The 26,063-nt window shown below is 64.0% G+C and carries 22 protein-coding genes, 1 tRNA gene and 1 pseudogene; 13 read left to right on the top strand and 11 right to left on the bottom strand.

Translation table 11 applies throughout. The features are described from left to right. Both IVB31_RS10880 and IVB31_RS10875 read left to right on the top strand, forming a co-directional pair. Window positions 1-108, top strand: a pseudogene (locus IVB31_RS10880) (MerR family transcriptional regulator); the annotation flags it as partial. A 110-nt stretch (window positions 109-218) separates the two neighbouring features. Continuing rightward, window positions 219-296 (top strand) — tRNA-Pro (locus tag IVB31_RS10875). Window positions 297-556: 260 nt separating this feature from the next. Here IVB31_RS10875 and IVB31_RS10870 read toward each other — a convergent pair. Together IVB31_RS10870 and IVB31_RS10865 are read right to left on the bottom strand one after the other, a co-directional pair. After that, a complete protein-coding gene (locus IVB31_RS10870; protein ID WP_247321662.1) occupies window positions 557-2,098 on the bottom strand; it encodes a caspase family protein in 1,542 nt (513 codons plus the stop codon). Between the two features lie 177 nt (window positions 2,099-2,275). After that, window positions 2,276-2,899 carry a TetR/AcrR family transcriptional regulator gene (locus tag IVB31_RS10865; RefSeq protein ID WP_247321660.1) on the bottom strand — a complete coding sequence of 208 codons (624 nt, stop codon included), beginning with the start codon at window positions 2,897-2,899 and terminating at the stop codon, window positions 2,276-2,278. Between the two features lie 121 nt (window positions 2,900-3,020). Here IVB31_RS10865 and IVB31_RS10860 point away from each other — a divergent pair, with 121 nt between their 5' ends. Continuing rightward, window positions 3,021-3,995, top strand: coding sequence for an alpha/beta fold hydrolase (locus tag IVB31_RS10860; protein WP_247321658.1), 975 nt, complete (start codon window positions 3,021-3,023; stop codon window positions 3,993-3,995). A 147-nt stretch (window positions 3,996-4,142) separates the two neighbouring features. On the opposite strand, the gene IVB31_RS10855 is transcribed toward IVB31_RS10860, so the two are convergent. Beyond that, window positions 4,143-4,382: a hypothetical protein gene (locus IVB31_RS10855; protein ID WP_028152628.1), complete on the bottom strand. Its 240-nt coding sequence runs from the start codon at window positions 4,380-4,382 to the stop codon at window positions 4,143-4,145. 330 nt (window positions 4,383-4,712) lie between these two features. Between IVB31_RS10855 and IVB31_RS10850 the strand changes: the two genes are divergently transcribed. From IVB31_RS10850 to IVB31_RS10840, 3 genes are all read left to right on the top strand, one after another. Then, on the top strand, window positions 4,713-5,618 hold the full coding sequence (locus tag IVB31_RS10850; RefSeq protein ID WP_247321656.1) for a dihydrodipicolinate synthase family protein: 906 nt from the start codon (window positions 4,713-4,715) through the stop codon (window positions 5,616-5,618). A gap of 256 nt (window positions 5,619-5,874) precedes the next feature. Next, window positions 5,875-6,846 carry an SDR family NAD(P)-dependent oxidoreductase gene (locus IVB31_RS10845; RefSeq protein WP_247321654.1) on the top strand — a complete coding sequence of 324 codons (972 nt, stop codon included), beginning with the start codon at window positions 5,875-5,877 and terminating at the stop codon, window positions 6,844-6,846. A gap of 263 nt (window positions 6,847-7,109) precedes the next feature. After that, window positions 7,110-8,222, top strand: coding sequence for an alpha/beta hydrolase (locus tag IVB31_RS10840; protein ID WP_247321651.1), 1,113 nt, complete (start codon window positions 7,110-7,112; stop codon window positions 8,220-8,222). 14 nt (window positions 8,223-8,236) lie between these two features. On the opposite strand, the gene IVB31_RS10835 is transcribed toward IVB31_RS10840, so the two are convergent. Further along, window positions 8,237-8,743, bottom strand: a complete 507-nt coding sequence (locus tag IVB31_RS10835) for a MarR family transcriptional regulator (RefSeq protein WP_247321639.1) — start codon at window positions 8,741-8,743, stop codon at window positions 8,237-8,239. A 408-nt stretch (window positions 8,744-9,151) separates the two neighbouring features. Between IVB31_RS10835 and IVB31_RS10830 the strand changes: the two genes are divergently transcribed. Beyond that, window positions 9,152-10,708 carry a porin gene (locus tag IVB31_RS10830; protein WP_247321637.1) on the top strand — a complete coding sequence of 519 codons (1,557 nt, stop codon included), beginning with the start codon at window positions 9,152-9,154 and terminating at the stop codon, window positions 10,706-10,708. Between the two features lie 270 nt (window positions 10,709-10,978). On the opposite strand, the gene IVB31_RS10825 is transcribed toward IVB31_RS10830, so the two are convergent. From IVB31_RS10825 to IVB31_RS10815, 3 genes are all read right to left on the bottom strand, one after another. Then, entirely contained in the window at window positions 10,979-11,578 is a 600-nt protein-coding gene (locus IVB31_RS10825; protein WP_247321635.1) for a GcrA family cell cycle regulator, read from the bottom strand. Between the two features lie 39 nt (window positions 11,579-11,617). Next, on the bottom strand, window positions 11,618-11,815 hold the full coding sequence (locus IVB31_RS10820; protein WP_007603456.1) for a hypothetical protein: 198 nt from the start codon (window positions 11,813-11,815) through the stop codon (window positions 11,618-11,620). Between the two features lie 199 nt (window positions 11,816-12,014). Then, the gene (locus IVB31_RS10815; RefSeq protein ID WP_247321633.1) at window positions 12,015-12,956 is read right to left on the bottom strand and encodes an acetamidase/formamidase family protein; all 942 of its coding nucleotides are present in this window, start codon (window positions 12,954-12,956) and stop codon (window positions 12,015-12,017) included. Window positions 12,957-13,120: 164 nt separating this feature from the next. Between IVB31_RS10815 and IVB31_RS10810 the strand changes: the two genes are divergently transcribed. The 4 genes from IVB31_RS10810 to IVB31_RS10795 all read left to right on the top strand — a co-directional run bounded on the left by IVB31_RS10810 (window position 13,121) and on the right by IVB31_RS10795 (window position 17,117). Next, on the top strand, window positions 13,121-13,888 hold the full coding sequence (locus tag IVB31_RS10810; protein ID WP_247322117.1) for a YdcF family protein: 768 nt from the start codon (window positions 13,121-13,123) through the stop codon (window positions 13,886-13,888). 69 nt (window positions 13,889-13,957) lie between these two features. Continuing rightward, complete coding sequence (locus IVB31_RS10805) at window positions 13,958-14,740, top strand: DUF169 domain-containing protein (RefSeq protein WP_247321631.1); 783 nt, start codon at window positions 13,958-13,960, stop codon at window positions 14,738-14,740. A 9-nt stretch (window positions 14,741-14,749) separates the two neighbouring features. Then, the gene (locus tag IVB31_RS10800) at window positions 14,750-15,928 is read left to right on the top strand and encodes a saccharopine dehydrogenase NADP-binding domain-containing protein (protein WP_247321629.1); all 1,179 of its coding nucleotides are present in this window, start codon (window positions 14,750-14,752) and stop codon (window positions 15,926-15,928) included. A 13-nt stretch (window positions 15,929-15,941) separates the two neighbouring features. Further along, window positions 15,942-17,117: a saccharopine dehydrogenase NADP-binding domain-containing protein gene (locus IVB31_RS10795; RefSeq protein ID WP_247321627.1), complete on the top strand. Its 1,176-nt coding sequence runs from the start codon at window positions 15,942-15,944 to the stop codon at window positions 17,115-17,117. Between the two features lie 163 nt (window positions 17,118-17,280). On the opposite strand, the gene IVB31_RS10790 is transcribed toward IVB31_RS10795, so the two are convergent. Beyond that, window positions 17,281-18,477, bottom strand: a complete 1,197-nt coding sequence (locus IVB31_RS10790) for an FAD-dependent monooxygenase (protein WP_247321625.1) — start codon at window positions 18,475-18,477, stop codon at window positions 17,281-17,283. A 146-nt stretch (window positions 18,478-18,623) separates the two neighbouring features. On the opposite strand from IVB31_RS10790, the gene IVB31_RS10785 reads away from it, so the two are divergent. Continuing rightward, on the top strand, window positions 18,624-19,094 hold the full coding sequence (locus IVB31_RS10785) for a MarR family transcriptional regulator (RefSeq protein WP_247322114.1): 471 nt from the start codon (window positions 18,624-18,626) through the stop codon (window positions 19,092-19,094). 64 nt (window positions 19,095-19,158) lie between these two features. Here the strand turns inward: IVB31_RS10785 and IVB31_RS10780 are convergent, their stop codons facing one another. The 3 genes from IVB31_RS10780 to IVB31_RS10770 form a co-directional block, all read right to left on the bottom strand. Beyond that, entirely contained in the window at window positions 19,159-20,421 is a 1,263-nt protein-coding gene (locus IVB31_RS10780; protein WP_247321623.1) for an O-antigen ligase family protein, read from the bottom strand. 163 nt (window positions 20,422-20,584) lie between these two features. Continuing rightward, window positions 20,585-22,135, bottom strand: coding sequence for an undecaprenyl-phosphate glucose phosphotransferase (locus IVB31_RS10775; protein WP_247321621.1), 1,551 nt, complete (start codon window positions 22,133-22,135; stop codon window positions 20,585-20,587). Between the two features lie 119 nt (window positions 22,136-22,254). Continuing rightward, complete coding sequence (locus IVB31_RS10770; RefSeq protein WP_247321619.1) at window positions 22,255-23,388, bottom strand: glycosyltransferase family 4 protein; 1,134 nt, start codon at window positions 23,386-23,388, stop codon at window positions 22,255-22,257. Window positions 23,389-23,592: 204 nt separating this feature from the next. On the opposite strand from IVB31_RS10770, the gene IVB31_RS10765 reads away from it, so the two are divergent. Further along, window positions 23,593-25,866 (top strand): exopolysaccharide transport family protein, encoded by a 2,274-nt coding sequence (locus tag IVB31_RS10765; RefSeq protein ID WP_247321617.1) that lies wholly within the window; start codon window positions 23,593-23,595, stop codon window positions 25,864-25,866. Window positions 25,867-26,063 lie beyond the last annotated feature (197 nt).

Below are 26,063 nucleotides of genomic sequence, written 5' to 3'. Positions count from 1 at the left end.
GCCGCGCCCGCCGGCCCCAGCGCGCTGGACCGGGAGCGGCTCGGACGGGTGCTCGCCGACCTCGTCGCGTGCCGGGACATGCTGGACCAGGCGCTGAAGGACGGGTAGGGCCTTTTTCCTCGGCTTTGCCGGCAGTTCCGGGGGCTTTGGACGGCGACACCAAAATGGTGTGACCTTGCCTTGCGCAAAGCGGCGATCCTAGCTAATGGAACGACGTTCGGAGCGTGGCGCAGCCCGGTTAGCGCACTAGTCTGGGAGACTAGGGGTCGGAGGTTCAAATCCTCTCGCTCCGACCATTTTTCTCAAAGCATCTGTCGGGTCGATTGTGCGGCGGCGTGGAGCCAGCTGCTGCCGGTGACGCATGCGCGGCGGTTGGTTGCGGTGGCTGCTTCGGTGGTCGGCAAACTAGAATGCCGAAAACAACCCCATGCACAGTAGCGATGTCATTGATTGGATTCCGTTTTTCCGAAGCGATTTGACGTGTCGGGCAAAACAGGGGTATGGTGTCATCGTGGCGCCATCAGCACGGTCTCCATGCCTGGAAACCGCTGGCGATTCAGCATCGCGTATATCGCGAGCAATATTTCGAGCATCCGTTACCGGTTCCGCCGCGGCTGTGACAGATGTCGATGCATTGTCCGTAAACATTGCATTGACCGGGACTGCCGGAACCAGCTTCACGGGGCGGTGTTTGCGCAACTGAATTCTTCGGGGGAGCCGATGGCCTAGGTTTGACATCCTGTTGCTGCCGCGACGGCTTCTCGCGTCTTTTTTCGCATTCGTTCCTGTCGTTCACGAACGATCCGGCGTCACACGATATTTCCAGGCATCTATCGCCGGAGGCGACAAAGCCGCGTTCGCAGAGGAGCGGACATACTCGTCCGACCTTGCTCTTCACGACGTCCAATGCGTCGGTGCTCGCGACTTTGACGTCCAGGTGCATACCAGCGTGCTTGTTGAAAAGCTCCATCGCCATCCGTGACGCAGCGCTCCAATTCCCGTCGACACTCCCCGTATTGCAGCCCACGCGCCGAAGTTCGACCTGCAAAACCTTGGGCACGTCGACCGCCGAAGGGGTTTGTTCAGATTTCTCCGTCGGCAGGACCGATGCGAGTTCTTTGCCTTGGTCGCCGACTTTTGTCCTCTTCTCGAGGTTGGCTTTGCGCTCGCGCGCCAAGTCTGCATAGAACCCTTCAGAATGCTGCTTGAGGAATGCTTCCCATCCCGCCACCGTATCGACGCCAACCGCTGCATCGAAGTCTGAACTGGTTGTCTTTATTGGCGCCGCCGTCTTCGGATCTGTCGCGGTCGCCGGCTCCGCTTTCATTCCCCGCAAATAGAACCGGCCGATAATCGAAAGCGAAAGCTCCGGAAGCTGGGCGTGCTTGGTGGCTTCATAGACATCCTCGCTGACCTCGCGGAAAATCGTGCCGATCTCGTTTTGCTCTTCAATATGCTTGAGGAATGCGCTCGTGTAGGGGCTGTTGTTTCCGTCACCGTCCTCGGCTGTACGCCCGGCCTGCGTTGCATAGGCCATGATCATTCCCTGCGGCGTGTCGATCTTGGCTAGCCCGCGCCCGATTGGCAGTGAGCGCGTAGTGCCGATCGAGCGACGCAGTTGCTCGGCAAGCGGATTGTCCCGGCAGGAATCGAGGACCAGGATACGAAGGGACTTTGCCTGTTGGAGATCGGAAACAATCTCGTCCACGCGAGTCATCCGGCGCAGGTCAGACTCGTCCGCCAATTTCGCGTCGGTCGGCGCCAGATAGTTCACACCGTTGAATTGAAGCGCGTGCCCACTGTAATAGAAGAGTGCGATGTCGGCTTCCCGCGCAGCGCGGGCGAACCGGATAGTCGCGTCTTCCATGCCTTGCTTGTCGAGATCGGTTGCTATGATCGTGTCGAATCCTGATCGCCGGAGCGCGGCGGCGACCGCCTTGGCATCGTTTGCCGGGTTGGGTAGGCGTGAAACGTTCTGATATGCGCCGTTGCCGATGACCAACGCGATTCGCGTTTCGGCACAGGTCGGTGAACTTTGAAGGAGAACGAAGCACACAACGAACAGAATGGCCGCAGCCACCAATTGCATGGTTCTCATGGTTCTTTCGACACGCCGGTCCCTGCGGGTTACCACCTTAAAATATGCCATTGCTATACCACGGCTTTCGGCAGTTCTCGATAGGGGATCGCGGAACATGCCTCAGTGATCATAGTCACAGTGCATCTGCCGTCATCGTCGCCGAGCGACGGATGCCAGTTGCTGCATGACCAGCACCTACCTCAAATACCCCACCACCATCCGTGTCGTTTCGTCCACGAGCGTCCTCACCGTCTTCTCCGACAGCATCTCGGCCTGGTTCAGGACCGTGTTGTGCGCGACGGCTTCGATCGCGCTGACGCAGATGAAGGCGGCCAAGCCGGGATCGATCTTGCGCATCTCCTTGCGGCGACTTTCGAGATAGGCGCGCACGAGGGTGTGGACTTCGCGGTTGAAGGCTTCGACGTCCTTGAGCTGGCCGGTGCGGGGGATCTGCTCGGCGAGGACGCGGTGCAGTTTCGGGTCGATGCGGTGGGCTTCGATCGCAACGGTCACGAGTTTTCGCACGGCCTTGTCGATCGGAAGGTCGGCGACTTCGGTGAGGGCTGTGCGGACGATGCCCATGATCTCCTCGTTGTGGCGGTCGATCACGGCGGCGACGAGCGCCTCCTTGCTGGGAAAATATTGATAGAGCGAGCCGACGCTGACGCCGGCGATGTCAGCGATGCGGTTGGTGCTGGCCTTCTCAAAGCCTTCCTTGACCAGAATGCGAGCAGTTGCCTCGACCAACGCGTCGACGGTGGCGCGGGACCGCTCCTGCGAGGCGTTTTTCCGGGGGGTTGTGGGCGGTTTGCGGGCCACGGCCTTGTGATCTGAATGCGAGTAGGAAAAGCGAGTGAATGCTCGCATTATAGCGGCAAATGGCGGCGGGTCGGCAAGCCTCTTTGTCGCCGTGTCGAAAGCGCCGGATGGGGATGTGGCCATGAGCGTTGCAAGACTTGTGTCTGCCTTGCAGTTCTGTCCGGGCGGCTGCGTTTTCGGTACGCCGGCCCGGCGCGATCCTGCACCAAGCCTGCAAAGCCGCGCCTTCAACATGCTGCTGCGGCAGCTTCCATACAAGGAGCAACTGGCGTCCGCCGAGGCGGTGCGGGCGCATGTGCAGAAGCTCGCGTTGCAGCCGGCCTCGTTTGAGCCGACGGGGCTCGGTCGCGGCGTCGAGGCGACGCTGACCAAGATGGGAGGGTGGCCGGTCTATTACACGGCGCCGTCATCAGGTCATGAGGGCTGCAACTACGTCATGTTCCTGCATGGTGGCGGCTACATCAACGAGATCGTGCCGGCGCATTGGCGCTTCGTTGGCCAGATGACGCGTGGGGCGCGCGTGTGCTGCGTCGTGCCGATCTATCCGCTTGCACCGCGCGCGACCGCAAAGGACGTCGTGCCGGCGACGGCCGAGCTGTTGCGGATGTTGCTGGAGGATGCCGGGTCCGCAAAGGTCACGGTGGTCGGCAATTCGGCCGGCGCGGGCCTCGCGCTCGCCGCATGCCAGTGGCTGCGCGATCGCGGGCATCGGCAGCCGTCCCGGCTGATGCTGATCTCGCCGGCGGCGGATGCGTCGGTCAGCCGTCCGGAGCAGGTCGCGATCGCGGCGCGCGATCCGATCCAGGATATTCCGGGGATCATCGCGGCGGGGCGGTTCTATGCCGGCGAGCTCGATGTCGGCCACCCCTTCGTCAGTCCGCTCAATGGCGCCTTCCGCGGCCTTGCGCCGATGACGATCTTCTCGGGCACGCGCGATCTGCTCTACCCTGATAGCGTCGAGCTCGCGGAGCGGGCGAGGGCGGTGGGCGTGCCGGTCGAGCTGCATCTGCTCCGTGACCAGCCGCACAATTACGCGCTGATGCCGACGCCGGAAGGGCGACGCGCGCGTGCGATCATTCTGCGAGCGGTGGCTTAAGGGGAGGTGTGATCGTTGTCACAAAGCGCGCCACCGCAAGGGGGGCTGGCGCTGTCGATGCCCGCGCGGAAAGACCATGCGGCCCCCGGGGCGTTTCCTCGTTTTTAGTCTTGGTCCGTCGTCTTGGTATCAGTAGTTTTGCGGGCCTTAGGCGTGGCCCTTGATCTCGTAGTGTCCCGGCACGCATTTGTAGCGCTCGAGCCGCCAGTTGGCGTGGTAGATCGGATGTTCGCCCATCCATTTCGCCAAGGGGGCCTGTGCGCCGATCGCACACTGCATCATCGACATCTCGGGCGTCATGTTGCTGTCGGTCACGATTTCCTCGATGCAACTGCCTGAGCTGGCTGCACTCAGCCGGCAGAGCACGGCAACGACGGTCACGAACATTCCAGTCACCTCATCGGTAGTTTCTGACCACGAAGAGGATGCAAGCGGAGTGCCAGAGCCTGTGACACAAACAACACGCTGGCCTGGCCGACTCGACCCAGCGTCCGGAGTCCATTTGACGATTCGGATTGTAAAAAAATTGCCCTTAAACCGAAGCCGGGAAAATACGGGGAAGCCGGACGGGCGCTGAGCCCAGGGATGTCGAATTCCGGGGGCAGCGCCGCGCCTGAAGCGCTTCACAGGCCGCTCGCAGCCGGTAGGCTGAGGAGGCCGTGGGCACCCGCCAAAGAGCGGGACCGGCACAGGGAAATGGAAACGCGAGGGCAGACCATGAAGGCACGACCGACCGGCGTGATTCCGCCGATGACGACGCCGTTCCGGAAAGACGGCCAGATCGACTTTGAGCTGGTGGCGCCCCAGGTCGACTGGATGATCGGCGCCGGCGCGCATGGCGTCGCGGCCGGCGGCTCGACCGGCGAGGGGCACACGCTCGACCACGAGGAATATCGCGACCTGATGGAGGCGACGGTTGCGGCGGTGAAGGGACGCATTCCCGTGATCGCCGGCATCATCGTCGATTCCACGCGCGATGCGATCCGCCGCGGCAAGCTGGTGCGCGACATGAATGTCGCCGCTCTCCAGGTCACGCCGGTGCATTATCTGTTCAAGCCGGACGACGAGGCGATGGTGGCGCATTTCCGCGCCATGGCCGATGAGACCGGCATGCCCATCATCATCTACAACGTGGTGCCGTGGTCTTATCTGTCGCCGGCGCTGCTGACGCGGATCATGACCGAGGTGCCGCTGGTGGTCGGCGTCAAGCAGAGCGCGGGCGATCTGAAACTGTTCGCGGACCTCATGATGATGGCGCCGGACAAGCTGATCTACAGCGCGGTCGATGCGCTGATGTATCCGTCCTACACGCTGGGGGCTCATGGCTCGATCGCCGCGATCCTGACCGCGGCGCCGCATGCCTCGGTCGCGCTGTGGGATGCGGTGAAGGCGGGCGACCATCCCCGCGCGCTCGATCTGCACAGGAAGCTGCTGACGCTGTGGAACGCCGTGATCGCCGATAATCTGCCGGCCTGCACGCGCTATGCGCAGACGCTCCAGGGCCTGCCCAGGACGTATCCGCGCGCGCCGATGCCGGAGGCCTCGCCCGTGCAGCAGGCCGCGATCCGCAAGGCGCTGGACGGGCTCGGCGCGTTGAACGGGCGTGTCGAGGCGGCTGAATAGTCCACGCCCCGAAATTACTGGTGAAGATGGCAGCGCCGATCCGCTTTTACCTGCGGATGCGGCGCTGCTACATTTTGGGCGCGCCCCATGCGCGGCGCCAAAGCGCGATGAGATTGGAGTGAATCGCCATCGCGCTTTAGGTTATTTTGAACATGATCTCTTCGGAAAACCGCTTCATACTTTGCGCTAACGCGGCCCTTCGGGTCCGGATCATGCTCTGAAGAAACATACCGACAAGGGGAGGGTCGAAAGTCCCATGAAGGATTTTGCAGGAAAGATCGCCGTCATCACCGGCGGCGGCACGGGGATGGGACGCGAGCTCGCGCGGCAGCTCGTCGCCGAGGGTTGCAATGTCGCCATGTGCGACGTCTCGGAAGCCGCCATGGCCGAGACCAAACGGCTGTGCGAGGTCGAGACGCTGCCGCAGGGCCTGCGCGTCACGACCCATGTCGCCGACGTCTCGATCGAGGAGCATCTGAAGCGTTTTCGCGATGAGCTCGCCGAGCAGCAGAAGACCGACCGGATCCATCTTCTGTTCAACAACGCCGGCATCGGTGGCGGCGGCAGCCTGTTCACCAACACGCGCGAGCAGTGGGAGCGCACCTTCAACATCTGCTGGGGCGGCGTCTATCTCGGCGTCCGCACCTTCCTGCCGATGCTGGTCGCAGCCGACGAGGCCCACATCGTCAACACCGCGAGCGTCAACGGCTTCTGGGCCTCGATCGGCATGAACCAGGCCCACACCGCCTACAGCTCGGCGAAGTTCGCGGTGAAAGGATTTACCGAAGCGCTGATCAACGACCTCCGCCTGCACGCACCGCACGTCAAATGCTCGGTGGTGATGCCCGGCCATATCGGTACCTCGATCGTCTCCAACTCGCGCAAGGTGCAGAGCAGTGACGGCTCGGATCGGCTCAATCCCGACGAGGTCGTGCTGACCCGCAAGCGCATGGTCGCGGCCGGCGTGCCGGATGCCGACAAGATGTCGGACGAGGACATCCAGGCGGTGTTTGCCGAGCGCGCCCGCAGCTTCCTCGAGGACGCGCCGACCACGGCGGCGCAGGCCGCGAAGATCATCCTCGACGGGGTCAAGGCGGAGCAATGGCGCATTCTCGTGGGCGAGGACGCAAGACGTCTTGACGAGCGCGTGCGCGCCACACCGGAGCAAGCCTACGACCGCACCTTCTACGAAAGTTTTACGCAGGAGGTCGGCTGGCGGCTTGGCTGAGACCGCCAACAAGCGCGCGCGGATATAGGTATGATGATCATCATGGCAAGAGGCGCGCAGGTCATTTGCAAGTAATTTTACGTGCCACCTGTTGCCAGTGTTCGGCTACTTATGACGAATAGGAATGTCACGCATGCGACGCGCCGATGCGTTCAAGCGATGGTGATCTTGAACGGCTCTCATTCGGCGCACAGCGGCTTGGTCAGGGAACCAAAATAGTTTAGTCAGTCGTGTGTAAGGCGATGACCAGAGCGTAGCTCCCGATGATACCCGCATGCCTCTCCGACGACTGGATCCTTTGCCCGGAGCGAGAGGAAATTTCCGCTGAGTTCACGCGACTCCTCACCGCGGCCCAGGAGGGCGGCGCCACGATCGCGGAATGCCTGATGATCGCGCGGCAGCTGAAGCGGGGCGACGACCAGTCCTGGCATCACGAGTGGAAGAAGCTGGCGCAGGCCAACCGGCACCGTGCCGAGGCCGCGTTCGCGGAAGGCCATCGGGCGACCGCGCAGCGCAACTGGCTCCGCGCCATGAACTACTACAGCGCGGCCGCAATGCCGCTCGATCAGGCCGACGAGCGCCGCTGGGTCGCGGTGCTGGCGATGCAGGATTGCGCCCGCCGCTTCCTCACCGCGCGCGATCCGGCCGGGGACGTCGTGACGATTCCCTGGCTCGACGGACATTCGTTGCAGGGCTATTTCCTGCCCGCGCCCTCGGGAAGGGCGCGAGCCCCGACCGTGATCTGTATCGGAGAGCCGGGCCACCGCAAGGAGGAGTTTCTGTTCAAGCTCGCGCCGCATGCGCGCGAGCGGGGCTTCTCGATGCTGGCGCTGGACCTCTTCGGCGACCAGCGCGACGATTATCTCGACGTGCTGTTGCGGCGTCGGGATCTCGAGAGTTCGATTCCGTGCGTCATGGATTATCTGGAGACGTGCAGCGACGTCGATTTCGAGCGCGTCGCGATCGTCGCCGACGGCTGGGGCTCTTCCTTCGTGGCGCGCGCGGTATTGCAGGAGCCGCGGCTTGCCGCCGCCGTCTGCGACGGCGGCCTGTGGGATCTGCACGAGCGGGCGTTCTTTGCCAGCCGATTCGCGATGAGCGACGTCAGCATCGTCCCGGTGCCGCATGCTCCGCTGATGGCCTCCAGCGCCGACTGTCCGGTGCTGATCACGCTGGGTGAGGACGGCTGGCTCAAGGCCGATCGGGCGCGTCAGATCGTCAAGACGTCCCGGCTCGGCCCCTCGGATGTCATGCTGAAGGTGTTCACCGCGGCCGAAACCGGCGCGGCGCAGGCCCATGCGGACAATCCGAGCCTCGCCAACGAATACATCTTCGACTGGCTCGAATCGCGGCTCGGCGCCGCGGGGCGCATCTAGCAGCGGCCGCTGCGTCAGAAGTCGAGGGTCAGGCGGACACAGGCCTTTTCGAGGCGGGTCTTCAACGTCGCGAGCTTGGTGGTGAATTCCGTCAGTTCTTTCTCGTCGAACTCCTGGAAGACGAATTCCCTGATCGTCTTGTACTGCTCGTTGAGGCTCGTCAGATGCTTCTGCGTCTTCTCGGTCAGGGACAGCCGGACCACCCTTGCGTCGGTCAGCGAGGGGCGGCGGCGCAACAGGCCCTTCTTCTCGAGCAGCTTGGACTGGGTGGTGACGAACGACGGATCGACGTGGAGGAGCTTGGAGACGACGTTGACCGGGATGCCGTCGTCCTTGTCGAGGTCGGAGATCGCCATCAGGATCAACCATTGCGGGCCGCTGATGCCGAGCGTTCTCGCCCAGAACTGACGCAGCTCCTCGAGGTACATGTTGATCGACGATATCTCCCAGGTGAAGCGCCTGATGATATCCAGATTGCCGATGGGGCGGAGGCGCGCCCCTTCTTTCCTCGTGGCTGACACAGCGTCACTCCCGTGATCTGAATTCTCTGCGGCCGGTGTCGTGCAAGCCATAGTCCACGCAAGCCTGCCCTGACGCAAGTGCAGAGCAGGGTAATTTTGTCACTAAAACTACAAACATGATCTTCTCAGCAGAATCGCTTCAGCCGGGTGTTGCGCGCGAGGCACAGGTTTGGTGAAACCACATACATTACCAAATAAACTATTTTGATTAGGGGAACGGCGCAGGCATATTGCTTCGTGGCGGTGGGGGGTACTCGATCGTCCCGTTGCAGGTGGTTCGCTCATGTCCCTCGCGTCGAAGGCGGGTGTGTCCGAAAGCGCGAAGCGGCCGAGCGGATTTGGAGAGACGGGGATCTTGGGGGGCCTCACGGTCCGGTCTCCGTAAAATGAACAACTTGGAGGTTTTAAATGAAAGTAGTGAAGAGCCTTTTGCTCGGCACTGCGGCGGGTCTGATCGCCGTCGGTGGAGCCCAGGCGGCTGATCTTCCGGTCAAGGCCAAGGCGGTCGAGTACGTGAAGGTCTGCTCGCTCTACGGCGCGGGTTTCTACTACATCCCGGGCAGCGACACCTGCGTCAAGCTGGGCGGCTATCTGCGTGCCGAAGTGGCGCTCAACGCCGGCGGCAACTACAGCGCCCAGTACAACGGCGTGTTCGCGGCGAACAACCGCCTCACCAATTACTACTCGATGCGCGCTCGTGAAGATCTCAACATCGACACCCGCACCGCCACCGAGTATGGCGTGGTCCGCACCTATTTCGATGCGGTCTTCACCTGGACGAGCGGCAACTATGTCGGCACCGGTTCGGGAACGGGCGCCACCCAGTACAGCGGCACGCTCGGCCTCAACGCGGCCGGCACCGGCCTCGTCGGCTCGGGCAGCGGCAACGTCAACGCCACCGACGGCAACATCTCGGGCGGTGCGCTCGGCGTCTACTACGCCTTCATCCAGTTCGCCGGCTTCACCATGGGTAAGGCCGTCTCGCAGTTCGACGCGCCCTGGGTCAACTACCCCGGCAACAACTTCGACCAGCTGGTCGGCGGCAGCGGCTCGACCAACGGCGTCGCCCAGTTCACCTACACGGCTGATTTCGGCCAGGGCGTGACGGCCGCGTTCTCGGCGCAGGACCAGAGTCAGTTCTTCACGACCAACATCTGGAACACCGCGGGTATGAGCACCACGGGCGTGCTCGGCGGCGCCTACGGCTCGAACGACATCGGCGGCACCCGGTCTCCCGACCTCGTCGGCATGGTCCGCGTCGACCAGGCCTGGGGTCTGTTCCAGGCGTCGGTTGCCGCGCACGACAACCACGTCGGCTATTATGGCGCGTCCGAAGTCACCGGTCACCCGGAAGACAAGTGGGGCTGGGCCGTTCAGCTCGCTCTCGCCATCAAGAACATTCCGACCGGCGCAGGCGACGTGATCAACATCTCGGGCGTCTACACCGACGGCGCGAGCCGCTATAACTTCCAGTCGCTGGCCGCAACCAGCTACTCGATGTTCGGCAGCTCGAACGCAGCGTATCAGAGCATCGGCTTTGCCGGCGTGTCTGACGCGGTGTTCGGTCCCGGCGGCGGCCTCGAGCTGACCAAGACCTACGGCTTCCGTGGCGCCTACACCCACAATTGGAGCCCGTATTGGAACACGGCGCTGTACGGCGCGTGGGCTGCGGTCAACTACAGCGGCACGGCCAAGGGCCTGATCTGCGGCAGCGCCGCGTTCGCGACCCTGACCGGCACCTGTAACCCGGACTTCAACATCGGCCAGGTCGGTGTCATCACCCGCTGGACCCCGGTCAAGAACCTGACCTTCTCGGCTGACTTCACCTACAGCCACCTCGACCAGAAGTACTCGGGCGTGATCACGACGCCGGCGCTCACGAGCGTTGCCAAGCCTGCGGCCACGTACGAAATGAAGGACCAGGACACCTACAGCCTGTTGGTGCGCGCCCAGCGCAACTGGTAAGCTCGAGGTCTTCGGATCTGACGCAGCCCCGGCGGGACACCGCCGGGGCTTTTTTACGAGTTTACGAGGCGGACTTGCGGAAATCCGGCAGCCCGTGCGGACGACGAAGACGAGCCATGCGATCTGATCGGCCCCCAACTTATTTACTTACCTGAGTTACTAAGCTATATAGCCGTTAGCCGATTTCGAAAGATGCGGCTCTTGACTTGATGCTAAACCTCCAGAAACCTCCGGCAATGCCCTGCCGGAGGTTTTTCGTTTTGGGACTGCTCAGCCGCGCATGACGCGCGCGCGGGAGTTCGGCCGGTAGGCGAGGCGGCTGTGGCCGGCGCAATAGGACTGGCCGTCAGGCGCGGAGTTGCCGCAGAAGCAGAAATCGTCCGCGCCAGGCGTCGAGATCGGCCAGCGGCAGCGATTTTCAGCAAGCTCCAGCAGCGAGCAGCGATTGGCATCGTCGATCGGGCCGGTGACCGGGGGCCCGTCCGTCTCGCCGTAGATGGTGGCGAGCATCTCGTATTGCAGCCGCGGCACGGTCCGCGGCGCGCGCGCCGGCGCCAAACCCCTGTCATGAACCTTGCGGTCGTCGATCGTCCGGCCGCGCGTCAGATTCAGGCGGGACAGCTTGCCGATCACGGCATTGCGGCTGACGCCGATGTCGGCAGCGATCTCGCGGCACGAGAGCCCGGTCTCGAAGTGCCGCTTCAGGAGCTCGATCCGGTCGTCGGTCCAAGTCTTTGATGAGCAAGTCTTTGATGAGCAAGTCTTTGACGAACACGTCTTTGAAGAACGAGTTTGCGAAGAACTGGTCTGTGAAGAATTCGGCGAGAGAACAGGCATGTGTAGCGGTCCCAGGTTGCAGATGTCGGCCATCCGCTTCTCGAGATCCGTCCGCCTCACGTTCGGCGCGCGTCACGTCCTGCCATTGTCGCGAATCGACAAAAGTCCGTCCTTGATGGCGAGACGGATGCCTTCCTCGATCAATGTACGCGCGACGCCGGGAACGCTGGTGCCGTGGGTGCCCTGTCTCACCAGCTTCTCCAGATAGGTGATGGTCGAGAGCGCCAAGGTTACGGGAATGCGGTCAGTCTCGGCTTTTTCGGTGGCCATGGCCGAACGCTAGCCTCTTACTCGGGTACATAAAAGTAACGATTAAGACTCTATTTAGGTTTAGAGGCGGAAGTCAAATCCGGATTAGGCCGGTGCATCAGCCCATTGGAATCGCTGGGAAAGTTGGCATGGCGCGGCACGCCGCCCGAGCGACCGGGCGGCGGTGTGGCATCGACGGGTCAGGAAGGGCGGTCCGAGATCAGCCGTGCACGATCGCCTTTTCGATCATGCAATGGATGCCCTTGGAGCCGTTGACGGTCTGGGTCACCCGCAGATCCGCCGCCAGGCTGCACAGCGTGTAGGCGTCCTCGCGAGACAGGTTTCGCCTCTCGCCGAGCAGCACGATCATGTCGCGCAGCGCCCGCACCACGCACTGGTCGAGATCGGGGTCCATCGCCATGGTCATGTAGTGCGTCGGCGTCTCGCCGCGGGGATAATCGAGCCTGAGATCCTTGCGCAGCGTCAGTCGGAAGCGGCCCTGGAGCGCGGTCTCGATCGCGGTGACGCAGACCTCGCCGTCGCCCTGCACGCCATGGCCGTCGCCGCAGGAGAACAGCGCGCCGGGAACGAATACAGGCAGGTAGAGTGTCGCACCGGCGCCAAGCTCCTTGTTGTCGAGATTGCCGCCCATGGCGCGGGGAACGAGCGAGGAGATGCGGCCCCAGGCCGGCGGCGGCGAGACGCCCATCACGCCGAAGAACGGCTTGAGGGGCAGGTCCAGTCCCCACGGCATGCGGCCGACCATCCGCGAGCGGTCGAGCGGGATGTTCAGGATGCGCGTCTCGTGGAAATCGTCGGGCAGGGTGCCTGACAGCGGCTTGATCATGTTCCAGCCCCAATCCTGCCGGAGCTGGACGTCGAGGATCTCGACCGCGAGCACGTCACCGGGCTCGGCCCCCTCGACCGCGATCGGGCCGGTGAGGATATGGCCGGGCAGCATGCGCTCATTTCTGGCATGAACCTCGAATATCTCCGGGGGAATGTGAAACTTGCCGCGGTCGGGCAACATGTCCGGGCCGCCGCTGATGGTGTCGACCGTCACCTCGTCACCGCTCGCGACGGTGAGGACGGGTTTGAGCGCAGCTTCGAAGAAGCCCCAATGACAGGTTTCAGGGCTCGAATGCAGGTGGTGGTGGGTCATGGCGCTTGTCCGTCCGGTTTCATCGGGCCCGGACTTGACCGGGCGATCGATCCTCTTTCAAGAAGATTTCTGAAGATGGACGGGCGGGTCAAGCCCGCGCATGGCACGATCATTCCAGCGAGGCTCCCCTGTATTTCGTTCTTTCCAAGACCCTCGGCACGGCGCTGCTGCCGATCAATCTCCTGGTCGAGCTCGGAATCCTGTCGCTGCTGCTACTGGCGACGCGCTTTTACGCGCTCGGCCGCAAGCTCGCGGTGACCACGCTGGTCGTGCTGGCGCTGGCCGCGTTCTCGCCGCTCGGCAATCTGCTGCTCTATCCGCTGGAGGCGCGGTTTCCGGCGTGGGACCCGGCCCGCGGCGCACCCGACGGCATCATCGTGCTCGGCGGCTCCATCGACACCGATCTGTCGGCGGCGCATCGCACACCGGTGGTTTCGCACGCCGCCGATCGCCTGTTTGCGCCGGCCGAGCTCGCGCGCCGCTATCCCAATGCGCGCATCGTCTTCACCGGAGGCACTGCGAACCTTGTCGAAACCGGGTCCAGGGAGGCCGACTACTCCCTGCCGATCCTGGAGAGTCTCGGCATCCCGAAGCAGCGCCTGATCCTCGAGCGCGATTCCCGCAACACCTGGGAGAATGCGATCTTCACCAGGCCATTGGTGTCGCCGAAGCCGGGCGAACGCTGGCTCCTGGTCACCTCGGCCTTTCACATGCCGCGCTCGATGGGGATCTTTCGCAAGGCCGGATTTGACGTCGAAGCCTATCCCGTGGACTGGCGCATGGGCGGGCGTGACGATCTCTTCACGTTCACCCGCATCGGCGGGGACGGTCTTGCCAGGACCGACGTGGCGGTGCGCGAATGGATCGGTCTTTTGACGTATCGTATCATGGGACGCACCGGCGAGTTGCTGCCGGGGCCGGCCAAGGATTAGAAAAGGACGAGAACGAGGACTGCAAAACAAGAATGCACGGCGTGTGATCGCCGGCCGGGAGGGAACACCATGCAACAGCAGAGTGCAGGCAGCATCGATCTTGCCGGCCTCGTCGCCGATCTCAACAGCCTGCTGCGGCTGAAGACCACAGTGATCGGCATGAAGCTGTTCGCGCGCACCGCGGACATGGAGGCGATCCCAAAGATCCGGCGGCCGAATGCGATCCACACCACCGACCAGATCGTCAGCATGGCCTCGCGGCTCGGCTGGACCGTCGGCATTACCGGCGAGGATCTCGTCGGCGCGCAATGCCGCGCGGTGATCGGCCTTGCACCGCAGGACGAGAAATGGCTCGCCGGCGAAAACTATGTCGGGGTCTGGCACGGCACGGCAGAGGACGCGCGCAAGCGCCAGGAGGCGCTGGACGTCGTGCCGTTCGGCCAGTACCAGGCGCTTGCGGTCAGCCCGCTCGCCAGCGGCCGGCTCGATCCGCCCGACATCTGCCTCGTCTACGCCACGCCGGGACAGATGATCATCCTGATCAACGGTCTGCAATATACCGGCTACAAGAAGTTCGAATGGGGTGTGGTCGGCGAGACCGCGTGCGCGGATTCCTGGGGACGGGCGCTCAAAAGCGGTGAGCCCAGCCTGTCCTTGCCATGCTATGCCGAACGGCGCTATGGCGGCGTGCCCGACGAGGAGATGCTGATGGCCCTGAAGCCGGAACATCTCGCCAAGGCGGTTGTGGGCATGAAGGCGTTGGCCAAGAACGGCCTGCGCTATCCGATCCCGCCCTATGGTATTCAAAGCGACGTCCGTGCCGGCATGGGCGTGAGTTACGCGAAGAAGTAAAGGCCGACCATGAGCTCTGCGAAATTCGACATCATCGTCTACGGTGCGACCGGTTTCACCGGTCAGCTCGTCGCCGAATATCTGACCCAGCATTATAAGAGCGACAAGACGCTCAAATGGGCGATGGCAGGCCGCAGCCTCGGCAAGCTGAAATCGGTACGCGATGCGGTCGGCGCGCCCGGGAATACGCCGCTGATTGTCGCGGATGCGTCGGACGCTGCCTCGCTGAAGGCGATGGCGGAGCAGACGATGTCGGTGATCACCACCGTCGGCCCGTATCAGTTCTATGGCGAGGAACTGTTAGCTGCCTGCGTCGCCACCGGCACGGATTATTTCGACCTCTGCGGCGAGCCGATCTGGATGCGGCAGATGATCGACAAGTACGAGGCGGAGGCCAAGGCGAGCGGCGCGCGCATCGTGTTTTCCTGCGGCTTCGATTCCGTGCCGTTCGAGCTCGGTACGTTCTTCGTGCAGGAAGAGGCCAAACGCGTGTTCGGCGCACCCGCCGCGCGGGTGAAGGGGCGCGTGCGCGACATGCGCGGCACGCTGTCAGGCGGCACCGCTGCGAGCGCCAAGGCGACGTTCGATGCGGTCGCCAAAGACATCAGCCTCATCACGATCCTGAACGACCCGTTCGCGCTGACGCCGGGCTTCACCGGGCCGAAGCAGCCGAAGGGCAACAGGTCGCTGCTCGAGGAGGATCTGCAATCCTGGGCCGCGCCGTTCATGATGGCGCTGATCAACACACGCAACGTCCATCGTTCCAACATGCTGATGGGATTTCCCTACGGTCAGGACTTCGTCTACGACGAGATGGTTCTGACCGGGCCCGGCGAGAAGGGCGAGGCCAACGCCAAACGCGTGATGGCGGCAAACGCCGCGAAGACCGGCCCCGACGCGCCGAAGCCCGGCGAGGGGCCGTCGAAGGAAGAGCGCGAGAACGGCCTCTTCGATCTGCTCTATGTCGCGATCGCACCTGACGGCCGCATGGTCCGCGCCGGCGTCACCGGCGACCGCGATCCCGGCTACGGCTCGACCTCGAAGATGATCTCGGAATGCGCGATCTGCATGCTGCGTGACACGACGGACGTCGCCGCCGGCTTCTGGACGCCCGGCGCAGCGATGCAGCACAGACTGATCAAGCGGCTGCGGGACAATGCGGGGCTGACGTTCGCAGTTGAAGCATAAGGCCCGCTGATCCGTGCCCGCGAAGTTCGACATCGTCGTCTATGGCGCAACGGGATACACCGGCCAACTCGTCGCCGAATATCTCGCCGCGCATTACGTCGGTGACGGGGCCCCGACATGGGCGATGGCGGGACGCAGCCAAGACAAGCTCGCCTCCGTTCGCGATGCGATCGGCGCACCCGCTGGCACGCCGCTCATCGTCGCGGACGCCGCCGACCCTGCGTCGTTGCGCGCGATGGTCGATCAGGCGAAGCTGGTCGTCACCACCGTCGGCCCTTACCAGCTTTATGGGTCCGACCTGCTTGCCGCCTGCGTCGCGTCGGGCACCGACTACATGGATCTCTGTGGCGAGCCGATCTGGCTGAAGCAGATGATCGACCGGCACGAAGCGGCCGCGAAGGCGAGCGGCGCGCGCATCATGTTCTCCTGCGGCTTCGATTCCATCCCGTTCGAGCTCGGTGCGTTCTTCGTGCAGGAGGAAGCGCGGCGCGTGTTCGGAATGTCGGCGCCACGCGTCAAAGGACGCGTCCGCGCCCTCAGCTGGAAGTTTTCCGGCGGCACCTCGGCGAGCGCAAGGGTCACGTTCGAAGCGGTTGCGCAGGATCTCAGCCTCGTGCCGATCCTCAAGGACCCCTTCGCATTCACGCCCGGCTTCGAGGGGCCGAAACAGCCGCGCGGCAACAAGCCTGTCTTCGAGGAGGATCTGCAATCCTGGTCGGCCCCGTTCGCGATGGCGATCCTCAACACGCGCAATGTCCATCGCTCCAACATGCTGATGGGATTCCCGTACGGCAGGGACTTCGTCTACGACGAGATGGTGCTGACCGGCGCAGGCGATGAAGGCCAGGCCAACGCAAAGCTCGTCATGGCCGCCAACAGCGAGAAGACCGGCCCTGAGGCGCTCAAGCCCGGCGAGGGACCGTCAAAGGAAGAGCGCGACAATGGTCGCTATGACCTGCTCTATGTCGCGATCGCGCCCGATGGCCGTCAGGTTCGTGCGGCCGTGAAAGGCGATCTCGATCCCGGCTATGCGTCGACGGCCAAGATGATTTCCGAATGCGCGATCTGCCTGCTGCGCGACACGCCTGATGTCCCGGCCGGTCTCTGGACGCCCGGTGCGGCGATGCAGCACAAGCTGATCAAGCGGCTGCGGGAGAATGCGGGGCTGACGTTCGCGGTGGAGAGCTAGGCGCTTTCTTCGCCTCTCCCCGCTTGCGGGGAGAGGCCGGGATTTGCGTAGCAAATTCCGGGTGAGGGGGACTGTCCGCGACTCCAACTCTCACCGCCTTCGCGGAATCAGCCCCTCACCCCAATCCTCTCCCCGTAAGAACGGGGAGAGGGGGAGAAAGAAGCTACACCGCCCGCGCATCATACGCGTACATGAACTCCATGCTCTTCGATCCCAGCGGCAGCAGCCATTTCATCATCTGATTGCGGATCCACGCGCCGGTGGGGCTGAATTCGCGCTTGCTGTTGCCGTTGCGGCGCGCCAGAGCGACGATCTTTTCCGCGCGCGGACGTCGCTCGGCCTCGAAGGCCTGGAAGGTGGCGCTGAGCTCCTGGCCTTCCTGCATCAGCCGGGCGAGGCGCATCGCATCCTCGAGTGCCAGCGAGGCGCCCTGGCCGGCATGCGGACTGGTCGCATGCGCGGCATCGCCGATCAGCAGCGAGCGCTTGCGCGACCAAATCGGCAGGGTGGCGACGTCGAGCGTGTCGGTGACCGCGATGCTCTCGGCCGCTTCGATGATGGCGGGGATCGGATCATGCCAGCCGCGATGGAACCCCCGCAAATGCTGCTTCAGCGTCGCGTGGTCGAGCGCGCGAAACATCGCCGCATCCATGCCGTGCGCGGGCTGCGTGCTCCACCACATCACGCCGTCGTTCGGATCGGGGCTGCAATAGCCGTAGCCAAAAAAACCGCTCTGCCCGAACGTGGTCTCGACGTGCCGGCCGATCGTCCGGCCGTCGAGCACGGCGTGCGGCACGAAGCCGCCGAAGCCGATCAGGCCGGTGTCGAACGGGACGGGCCCATCCGGGATCACCTGGCGCCGCGCGACCGAGTGCACGCCGTCGGCGCCGATCAGGAAGTCGCCTTCGGCGGTGGTGCCGTCGGCGAAATAGGCGATGATCGGCTGATCGCCGCCGTCCTCGATTTTGATCAGGCGCTTCTCGAAATACAGCGAGACGCAGGCGCACCAGGCCTTGTCGATCAGCATCTCGTTCAGCGTCGCGCGGCAAACGTTCACCGCGGGCTGGCCAAAGCGCCGCGCCATGTCGCGGTTGATCGAGCCGAGCCTCTCGCCGTCTTGCGAATAGAAGTCGAAGGACTCCGCGATCGAACCGCGGCTGATCAGCTCGTTCGCCAGCCCGATCTCGTCCATGACATGCATGCCGTTCGGCGCGATCTGCAGGCCGCCGCCGATGCCTTTCGAATAGGGCCAGGCCTCGTAGATCGCGGATTCGATGCCGGCGCGGCGCAGCAGGATCGCGGCGACGGGGCCGGCGATGCCGGCGCCGATGATCAGGGCCTTGCGAGGACGGCTGGACATGACTTGCTCCCGACGTTTCCGTGGTGCTAGGAGAATTACGGTCGCTAAATCTCTTAGCGACTAAGATATATATCGACTAAGATATGAGGCCGACCTTGTCAAGGACGAAGGCGCGCGCGGCGCTGTTGCAGGAGCTCGAGGAGGCGATGCGCAGGTCGTCCGCGCAGGGCGTGCTCTACGGCCAGACCGTTGCGAACGTTGCCGGAATTGCCAATTCCGACCTCGAATGCATGGATATTCTCTATCTTGAAGGCCGCGTCACCGCCGGGCGGCTCGCCGAAGTCACGGGCCTGACGACGGGCGCCATCACCGGTGTGGTCGACCGGCTCGAAAAAGCAGGCTTGGTGCGCCGCGAGCGCGACGAGGAAGACCGCCGCAAGGTCTTCATTTCCGTCGTGCCGGAGGCGGCCATGAAAATTGGCCAGTTCTATGTGCCGATGCAGCAGGCCATGGAGAAGGTTTTCGGCGGCTATTCCGACGCGGATCTGCGCCTGCTGCTGCGCTTCGCCAATGAGGGCTACAAGGGCGTGCTTGCGGCGACCGCGGCGCTGAAGGGCCTGCTCGACACGCCGCCGGAGAAGCGTCCAGATCTCAAGTTGAAGAAGCTTCGTCGCTAGAGCGTTTTCAAGCGAAGTGGATACCGGTTCGTGTCAAGAAAACGCGTCGACAGGAAACCAGATATTACCGTTCCGATTCCATCGGAACGGTCATATCCTTGAACTTGTAGATCTGCGCGGCCGCGATCATGCCCCACATCGCGCCCAGCATCATCCAGAAGTGCCGCCAGTGGTCGGTGTCGATCACGAAACTTTCGCCGACGGTGCCGACAAAGGCGGAGAAGATCGCGAGATAAGCGCGCTGCCAGGGCACGCGGACGAAGATGTGCCTGATGCCCATGATGACGGTCGTGAAGACCAGCGCGGGATAGCAGATGCCCGACAGCCAGCCGCCTGACATGAAGGCGTTGAGGTAGGAGTTGTGGGTGTCCTCGGGGAAGAAGCGGTGGAATTGCAGCGGGCCGATGCCGAACGGCAGGTCAAGCGCCATCTCCGCCCCCAGGATGTGCCGCCCGAACCGGCCGAACCGGCCTTCATCATAGCTCTGGTCAAAGCTCGCGCGCTGCTTGAACATTTCGGCGGTGGAATCGAACGACATCAACACCGCGATCAGCGCGAGGCCGAGCACCGCGGCCAGGATCGCCATGACAATGATGCGCGAGCGCTGCGCGTTGGTGCGGCTGGTCAGCACCATCAGCGCCAGCATGAAGGCTGCGGTCAGCACCAGCCCGCCCCATGCGGCGCGGGAGAAGGCGAGCAGGATCGCCAGCGACATGATGCCGAACGCGAAGACGTTGCGGAAGGCTTTGCCGAACTTGTCCAGGACTACGCTCTGGAGCGCGAACAGTGCCGGCAGGATCAGGAAGGCGCCGAGCACGTTCGGGTCCTTGAAGGTGCCGCGCGCGCGTCCGTAAAGCGTGAGGAGGTCGTCGCCGCCGGGAACCAGGTGGAAATAGCCGGCGACCGCCGACAGCGAGGCGACCATGGCGCCGACCACGAGGCCGCGGCGGAGCATGTCGAGCCGGGCCGCGGTGTCTTCCGAGGCGACCATGGCGAAGAACAGGACAGTCACCGCCATGTACCAGGAGGTCGCGATCCAGCTCACCACCTCGGACTGTTCGAACAGCGGAATCGCGCTGATGGTGTATCCGATGTTGAGCAGGACCAGCATCAGCAGCAGCGGCATCAGCGCGAGCCGCAGGCGGAGACCGGTGGCGAAGAAGATGGCGGTGGCCAGCAGCGTCACGATCTCGTAGGGGCTCGGCTCGATGAAGACGATGGCGCCGGAGGCGCCGACCAGCCACACCAGCGCGCGCTGAAGCGCCAGCACGCCGGGCGCAGCACGAACGCTTGCATTCATCTCCCCGGCTGTCGCCGCATACGCCATCACACGCTCACGCTTTTACGCAACTAGTGGTCAACTTTCGTCATGCCCCGCGAAGGCGGGGCATCCAGTATCCCGGGCCATTCGTGGCAGTTCTCGCTGCCGGTGATTACTAGATCGCCCGGTCAAGCCGGGCGACGACAGTGAGGCTCGGGCACGACAAAACTCAATACGCGTTCTCGTTCTTGGTCAGCAGCGAGATCGGCGTCTTCAGCAGAATGACGAGATCGAACAGCACCGACCAGTTCTCGATGTAATAGAGGTCGAACTCGACGCGCTTCTGGATCTTCTCTTCATTGTCGATCTCGCCGCGCCAGCCGTTGATCTGGGCCCAGCCGGTGATGCCGGGCTTGACCCGGTGGCGGGCGAAATAGCCGTCGACGGCTTCGTCGAACAGTCGGCTCTGGAGCTTGCCCTGCACCGCATGCGGGCGCGGGCCGACCAGTGAGAGATTGCCGGAGAAGACCACGTTGAAGAGCTGCGGCAGCTCGTCGAGGCTGGTCTTGCGGATGAAGCGGCCGACGCGGGTGACGCGCGCATCGTTCTTGGTCACGACCTTCGAAGCGGTCGGGTCGGCCTGATCGTGATACATCGAGCGGAACTTGTAGACGTCAATGCGCTCGTTGTTGAAGCCGAAACGCTTCTGGCGGAACAGCACCGGGCCGGGACTGTCGAGTTTCACAGCCAGTGCCACCAGCCCCATCACCGGCAGGGCTGCAAGCAGCGCAAGGCCGCCGACGACGCGATCGAACAGCCATTTCATCACCAGGTCCCAGTCGGTGATCGGCGCCTCGAACACGTCGAGCGTCGGCACCTCGCCGAGATAGGAATAGGAGCGGGGACGGAAGCGCAGCTTGTTGGTGTGCGCGGAGAGGCGGATGTCGACCGGCAGCACCCAGAGCTTCTTCAGCATCTCCAGGATGCGCGTCTCCGCGGAGATCGGCAGCGCGAACAGCACGAGATCGACGCGGGTGCGGCGGGCGAACTCGACGATGTCGTCGACCTTGCCGAGCTTGCGCGCGCCGGCGCAGGTGTCGAGCGCGCGGCTGTCGTTGCGGTCGTCGAACACGCCGAGCACGTGGATGTCGGAATCCTCCTGCGCGTTCAGCGCTTCCACCAGCTGCTCGCCGTTGCGGTCGGAGCCGACGATGATGGTGCGGCGGTCGAGCCGGCCCTCGCGCGCCCAGGCGCGCACCAGCGAGCGCAGCACCAGACGCTCGCTGACCAGCGCGGCGAGCCCGAGGATGTAGAAGGCGGCAAGCCACAGCCGCGACATTTCGCTGCCGAACTTGGCGAAGAAGGATGCGCCGATGAACAGCAGGAAGACGAACGACCAGGACGAGATCATGCGCGTCATCTGCCGGAGCTGACCGCGGAACAGCTGCACCTGATAGATGTCGGCGGCCTGGAAGCAAACCACGGCGGAGATGGCGACGGCGATGATCTGCGCGGGATAAGCCCAGCTGAAGAAGCCGGCGCGCGGCATGACATAGCCGAGATAGAGCGCGATGCCGACGAGGCTCAACAGCGCGAAATCGGCCAGCCGAACGAAGCCGGTGATCACGATCGGCGAGTAGGCACGGGCGACCTTCTGGTTGACGACGTCGAGCGCTGCGGGCGAGAGCCGGCGACGGCGCTCTACAAACGGCTGGTCAGCCGACTTCGCCGCGGCGCTGGTCGCGGCGTCGAGCATCGAGCGTGCGTTGAGCGGTTCCACGGGCGTCCACGTCCATTCCAAATACCCGCGGGCCGCGTCCTTGCGCCCCGGGCGAGCATCCCCTGGCACATCGATTATCGGACAAATCGGAAGATTCTCTAAAGCGGTCTTAAGGATGGTTAGTGATTGGTAAATGCGTCGCGATAACCCGCGACCACGCCGTCGACCATTGCCTGCTGGGAGAAATGCGCGGAGATGCGCTCGCGCAGGGATGTCGCGCGTTGCGCGGTCGCTTGCGGATCGTCCAGCGCTGCGGCGATCGCCTCCGCCATGGCCTCAGGGTCGCTCGGCGCGAACAAGGCGGGGCTGTCGGCGCCGAAGATTTCGGGGATGCCGCCGATCTTGGACGCGATCATCGGAATGCCGGCGGCACCGGCCTCGATCACCACATAGGGCATGGAATCGCCGCGCGAGGGAACGACCAGCAGCCGCCCCTTGGAAAAGCCGTAGCGCGCCTTGACGTGGCCGATGAAGCGGATGGCGCTGGTCAGGCCGAGCCTCTCGACCTGTGCCTTCAGCGCCGCGGTTTCCTCGCCATCGCCGCCGAGCGTCAGGGTGACTTTCTTGCCGCCCTCGTGCAGGCGCGCCACCGCATCGACCAGCAAATCAGCGCCTTTGATGTGCCTGAACTCACCGACATAAGCGAGGTCGGTGGCGTCATCGGCGATGATAACCGGCTCGAATTCTTCCGGTGTCACGCCGTTGAAGACGCAATGCACCACGCCCTTCGGCGTGCCGACGATGCGCTGATAGGTGTCGCGGGCAAACGCGCTTTCGAACAGGAACAGGTCGGTCGCGCCCATCAGCGCGCGCTCGAGCCGCGCGTAAAACTCGCCCTTGAGGGTGTTGAGAGGATAGTGCAGCGAGCCGCCATGCGGGGTGTAGATGCGGATAGTGTCGTCGGAACGCCCCCGCATGCGGATGAAAGCGCCGGCCTTGGCGCCGTGGCCATGCATGACGTCGGGCTTGAGCGTCGCGATCAGGCGCCGCAAGCGAAGCCACACCAGGACATCGTCAGGCGACGGTTCGCGGCGGATCGCCATCCGGTGCACGCCGAGCTTCAGCCGCGGTGCGAGCTCGGCAAGGGCCTTGTCGGCGCGCTCGCCGCCGGTGAGGCTGTCGGCGAGAATGCCGACATGATGGCCGCGATCGACCTGGCCATTGGCGACGTCGAGGATGTGGCGGAAGATGCCGCCGACCGGAGCGCGCACGGCGTGCAGGATGCGGAGTGGCTGGTCGGGAGAGGGGGGCATGATCAAAACCAGCGCTCGACGACGAATGCTCGAACAATTCTCACGAAATATCGAGACGGATTAAGAGCCCTCGTGGTTAACAAACGGTGACGAGCACGCCTGCGCGAGCGGCCACATGCCGCGATTAACCCAGCGGCAACCTTAATGGAGTGTAATCGCCCCGGTTGAGGTAGGTTCGTGGCGTTGCCCCTGCGGGAGTGTTCGATGCGTATAGCGTTCTGGCGTGCCGGCAAGGACAAGGCGGTGGTCGAGCGGGCTGTCTCGAAGGCCAAAGCCGAAGTCATGCGGGCCGAACCCGAGCCTCGGATTGAAGCAAAGCCTGCGCCCGTTGCGCCGAGGCAGCCGCCGGTCGAATCCGGCGACATCGACCTTCACGCCCTCGGCGCGGCGTTGGCGCGCAAGCGCGGCTGGATCATCGTGCCGACGGTGCTGGCGCTCGTCGCGTCCGTCGCGATCGTCAATCTCGTCACGCCGCGCTACAAGTCCGAATCCCGCATCCTGATCGACGGCCGCGAGAACGTGTTTCTTCGCCCCAACAGCGATCGCGCCGAGGAGCGGCAGGCGCTCGACGCCGAGGCCGTCACCAGCCAGGTGCAGCTCGTGCTGTCGCGTGATCTCGCGCGCGAGATCATCAAGAAGAACAAGCTTGCGGAGCGGCCCGAATTCGATCCGGTGCTGCAAGGCATTTCGCCGCTGAAGTCGCTTGCGGCGCTGGTCGGCATCGGCCGCGATCCGTTCTCGATGACGCCGGAAGAACGGGTGCTGGATGCCTATTACGAGCGCCTCCAGGCCTATGCCGTCGACAAGTCGCGCGTGATCGTGATCGAATTCCAGTCCGCCGATCCGGATCTCGCCGTGCGCGTCGCCAATTCGATCGCCGACGGCTATCTCGTGCTCCAGCAGGATGCGCGTCAGGATCAGGCCCGAAACGCCAGCCAATGGTATGCCGGCAGGATCGACGAGCTGCGACGGAACGTTTCCGAGGCCGAGGCGAAGGCCGAGGATTTCCGCTCCAAGTCGAGCCTGTTCATCGGCACCAACAACACGACGCTGTCGAACCAGCAGATGGGCGAGGTCAACACCCAGCTCAACAATGCGCGTGCGTTGAAGGCCGATGCGGAGGCCAAGGCGCGCCTGATCCGCGAGATGATCCAGAGCGGAAAACCGATCGAATCGTCGGAAGTGCTGAACTCGGAATCGATGCGCACGCCATCCCAGCAGCGCGTGGCGTTGCGGGCCCAGCTGGCCGAGCAATCGTCGACGTTGCTCGGTAACCATCCGCGCATCAAGGAATTGAAGGCGCAGCTCGCCGACCTCGACACCCAGATCCGGGACGAGGCCGCCAAGCTTGCCCGCACGCTCGAAAACGACTCGCGCGCCGCCGGCGGACGCGTTCAGGAATTGTCCGCGAGCCTCGAGCAGCTCAAGAAGCAGGCGACCTCCACCAACGGCCAGGACGTGCAGCTCCGCGCGCTCGAGCGTGAAGCCAAGGCGCAGCGCGACCTGCTCGAAACCTATCTCGCAAAGTATCGTGAAGCCAACACCCGCGAGACCATCGACACCGCGCCAACGGATGGCCGCATCATCTCCCGCGCCATCGTCTCGAACATGCCGGCCTATCCGAAGAAGCTGCCGATCGTGCTGATCGCGACGATCGCGACGCTGCTGCTCTCGTCCGGCGTCGTCGTCACCGGAGAGCTGTTGCGCCAGACCGCGCCCCGCGCGGTGGCCGTGTTCACGCCGGCGCAAACCAGGACGTCGGCTCGCCACGAACCGGCTGTCGAACCGATGGTCGCCGAGCCGATGGTCGTCGATCCGGTCATGGCAGAACCCGCGCCGCTTCAGCCGGAGATGACGGCCGAGGCCGATGTCTCCGACTTCGCGGAGATTGAACGTCTGGCCGATAGTCTGCGCGCCGCCGGTGCGGTGGCGAAGAAAGTCACGGTGCTCGGCACCGCGGCCGGCGAAGCCATCACGCTGTCGACGCTCACGTTGGCCCGGCATCTGGCACGCGATGCGCGGGTCGTCGTGGTCGATCTCGCCGCGTCTTCGCCGACCATGGCCGCCGTGTCCGTCGACGCCTCGGCGCCCGGCCTTGCCGAGCTGATGCAGGGCGAGGCGTCGTTCGCGCAGATCATCACCCGGGACAAGCTCTCGCGGCTGCATCTGGTCATGGCCGGCCGCGCCGGCTTCGACCGCAGCCTGTTGCAGTCGCCGCGGGTGACGCTTGCGGTCGACGCGCTGCTCCGCGCCTACGACCACGTGCTGCTCGATGCCGGCAGCGCCTCCGACCTCCCGGCGGAGCTGCTGACGGCGCATGCCCGCGCCGTGGTGGTGCCGGATGCGTCGATGACGCCGGACGCGCGCATGCTGATGTGCGAGCAGCTCAAGGCGGTCGGCTTCAGCGAGGTGACGATGCTGAGCAGGCCCGTGCAGCCGTCGGATGCGGGCGACACGCCGCGCGTCGTGGCGGCGTGATGTCCTTGCCCTCTCCGCGGGGCCCGAGCGAGCGCCTCGTCCTTCGAGACGACCGCTTCGCGGTCTCCTCAGGATGAGGCTTGGCTAGATCGGAATCCGTTGAAGTGCTGCCGCGAATTTTGTCCTCATCCTGAGGGCCCGCCAGAGGCGGGCGTCTCGAAGGATGCGCCGCAGGGGAGCGTTTCCCAACCGGGGAA

Origin of the sequence: Bradyrhizobium sp. 21 (assembly GCF_023073335.1) — a bacterium.
Lineage (GTDB): Bacteria > Pseudomonadota > Alphaproteobacteria > Rhizobiales > Xanthobacteraceae > Bradyrhizobium.
The sequence above is the reverse complement of the archived record's forward strand: the minus strand, read 5'-3'. Positions and strand labels throughout refer to the sequence as shown.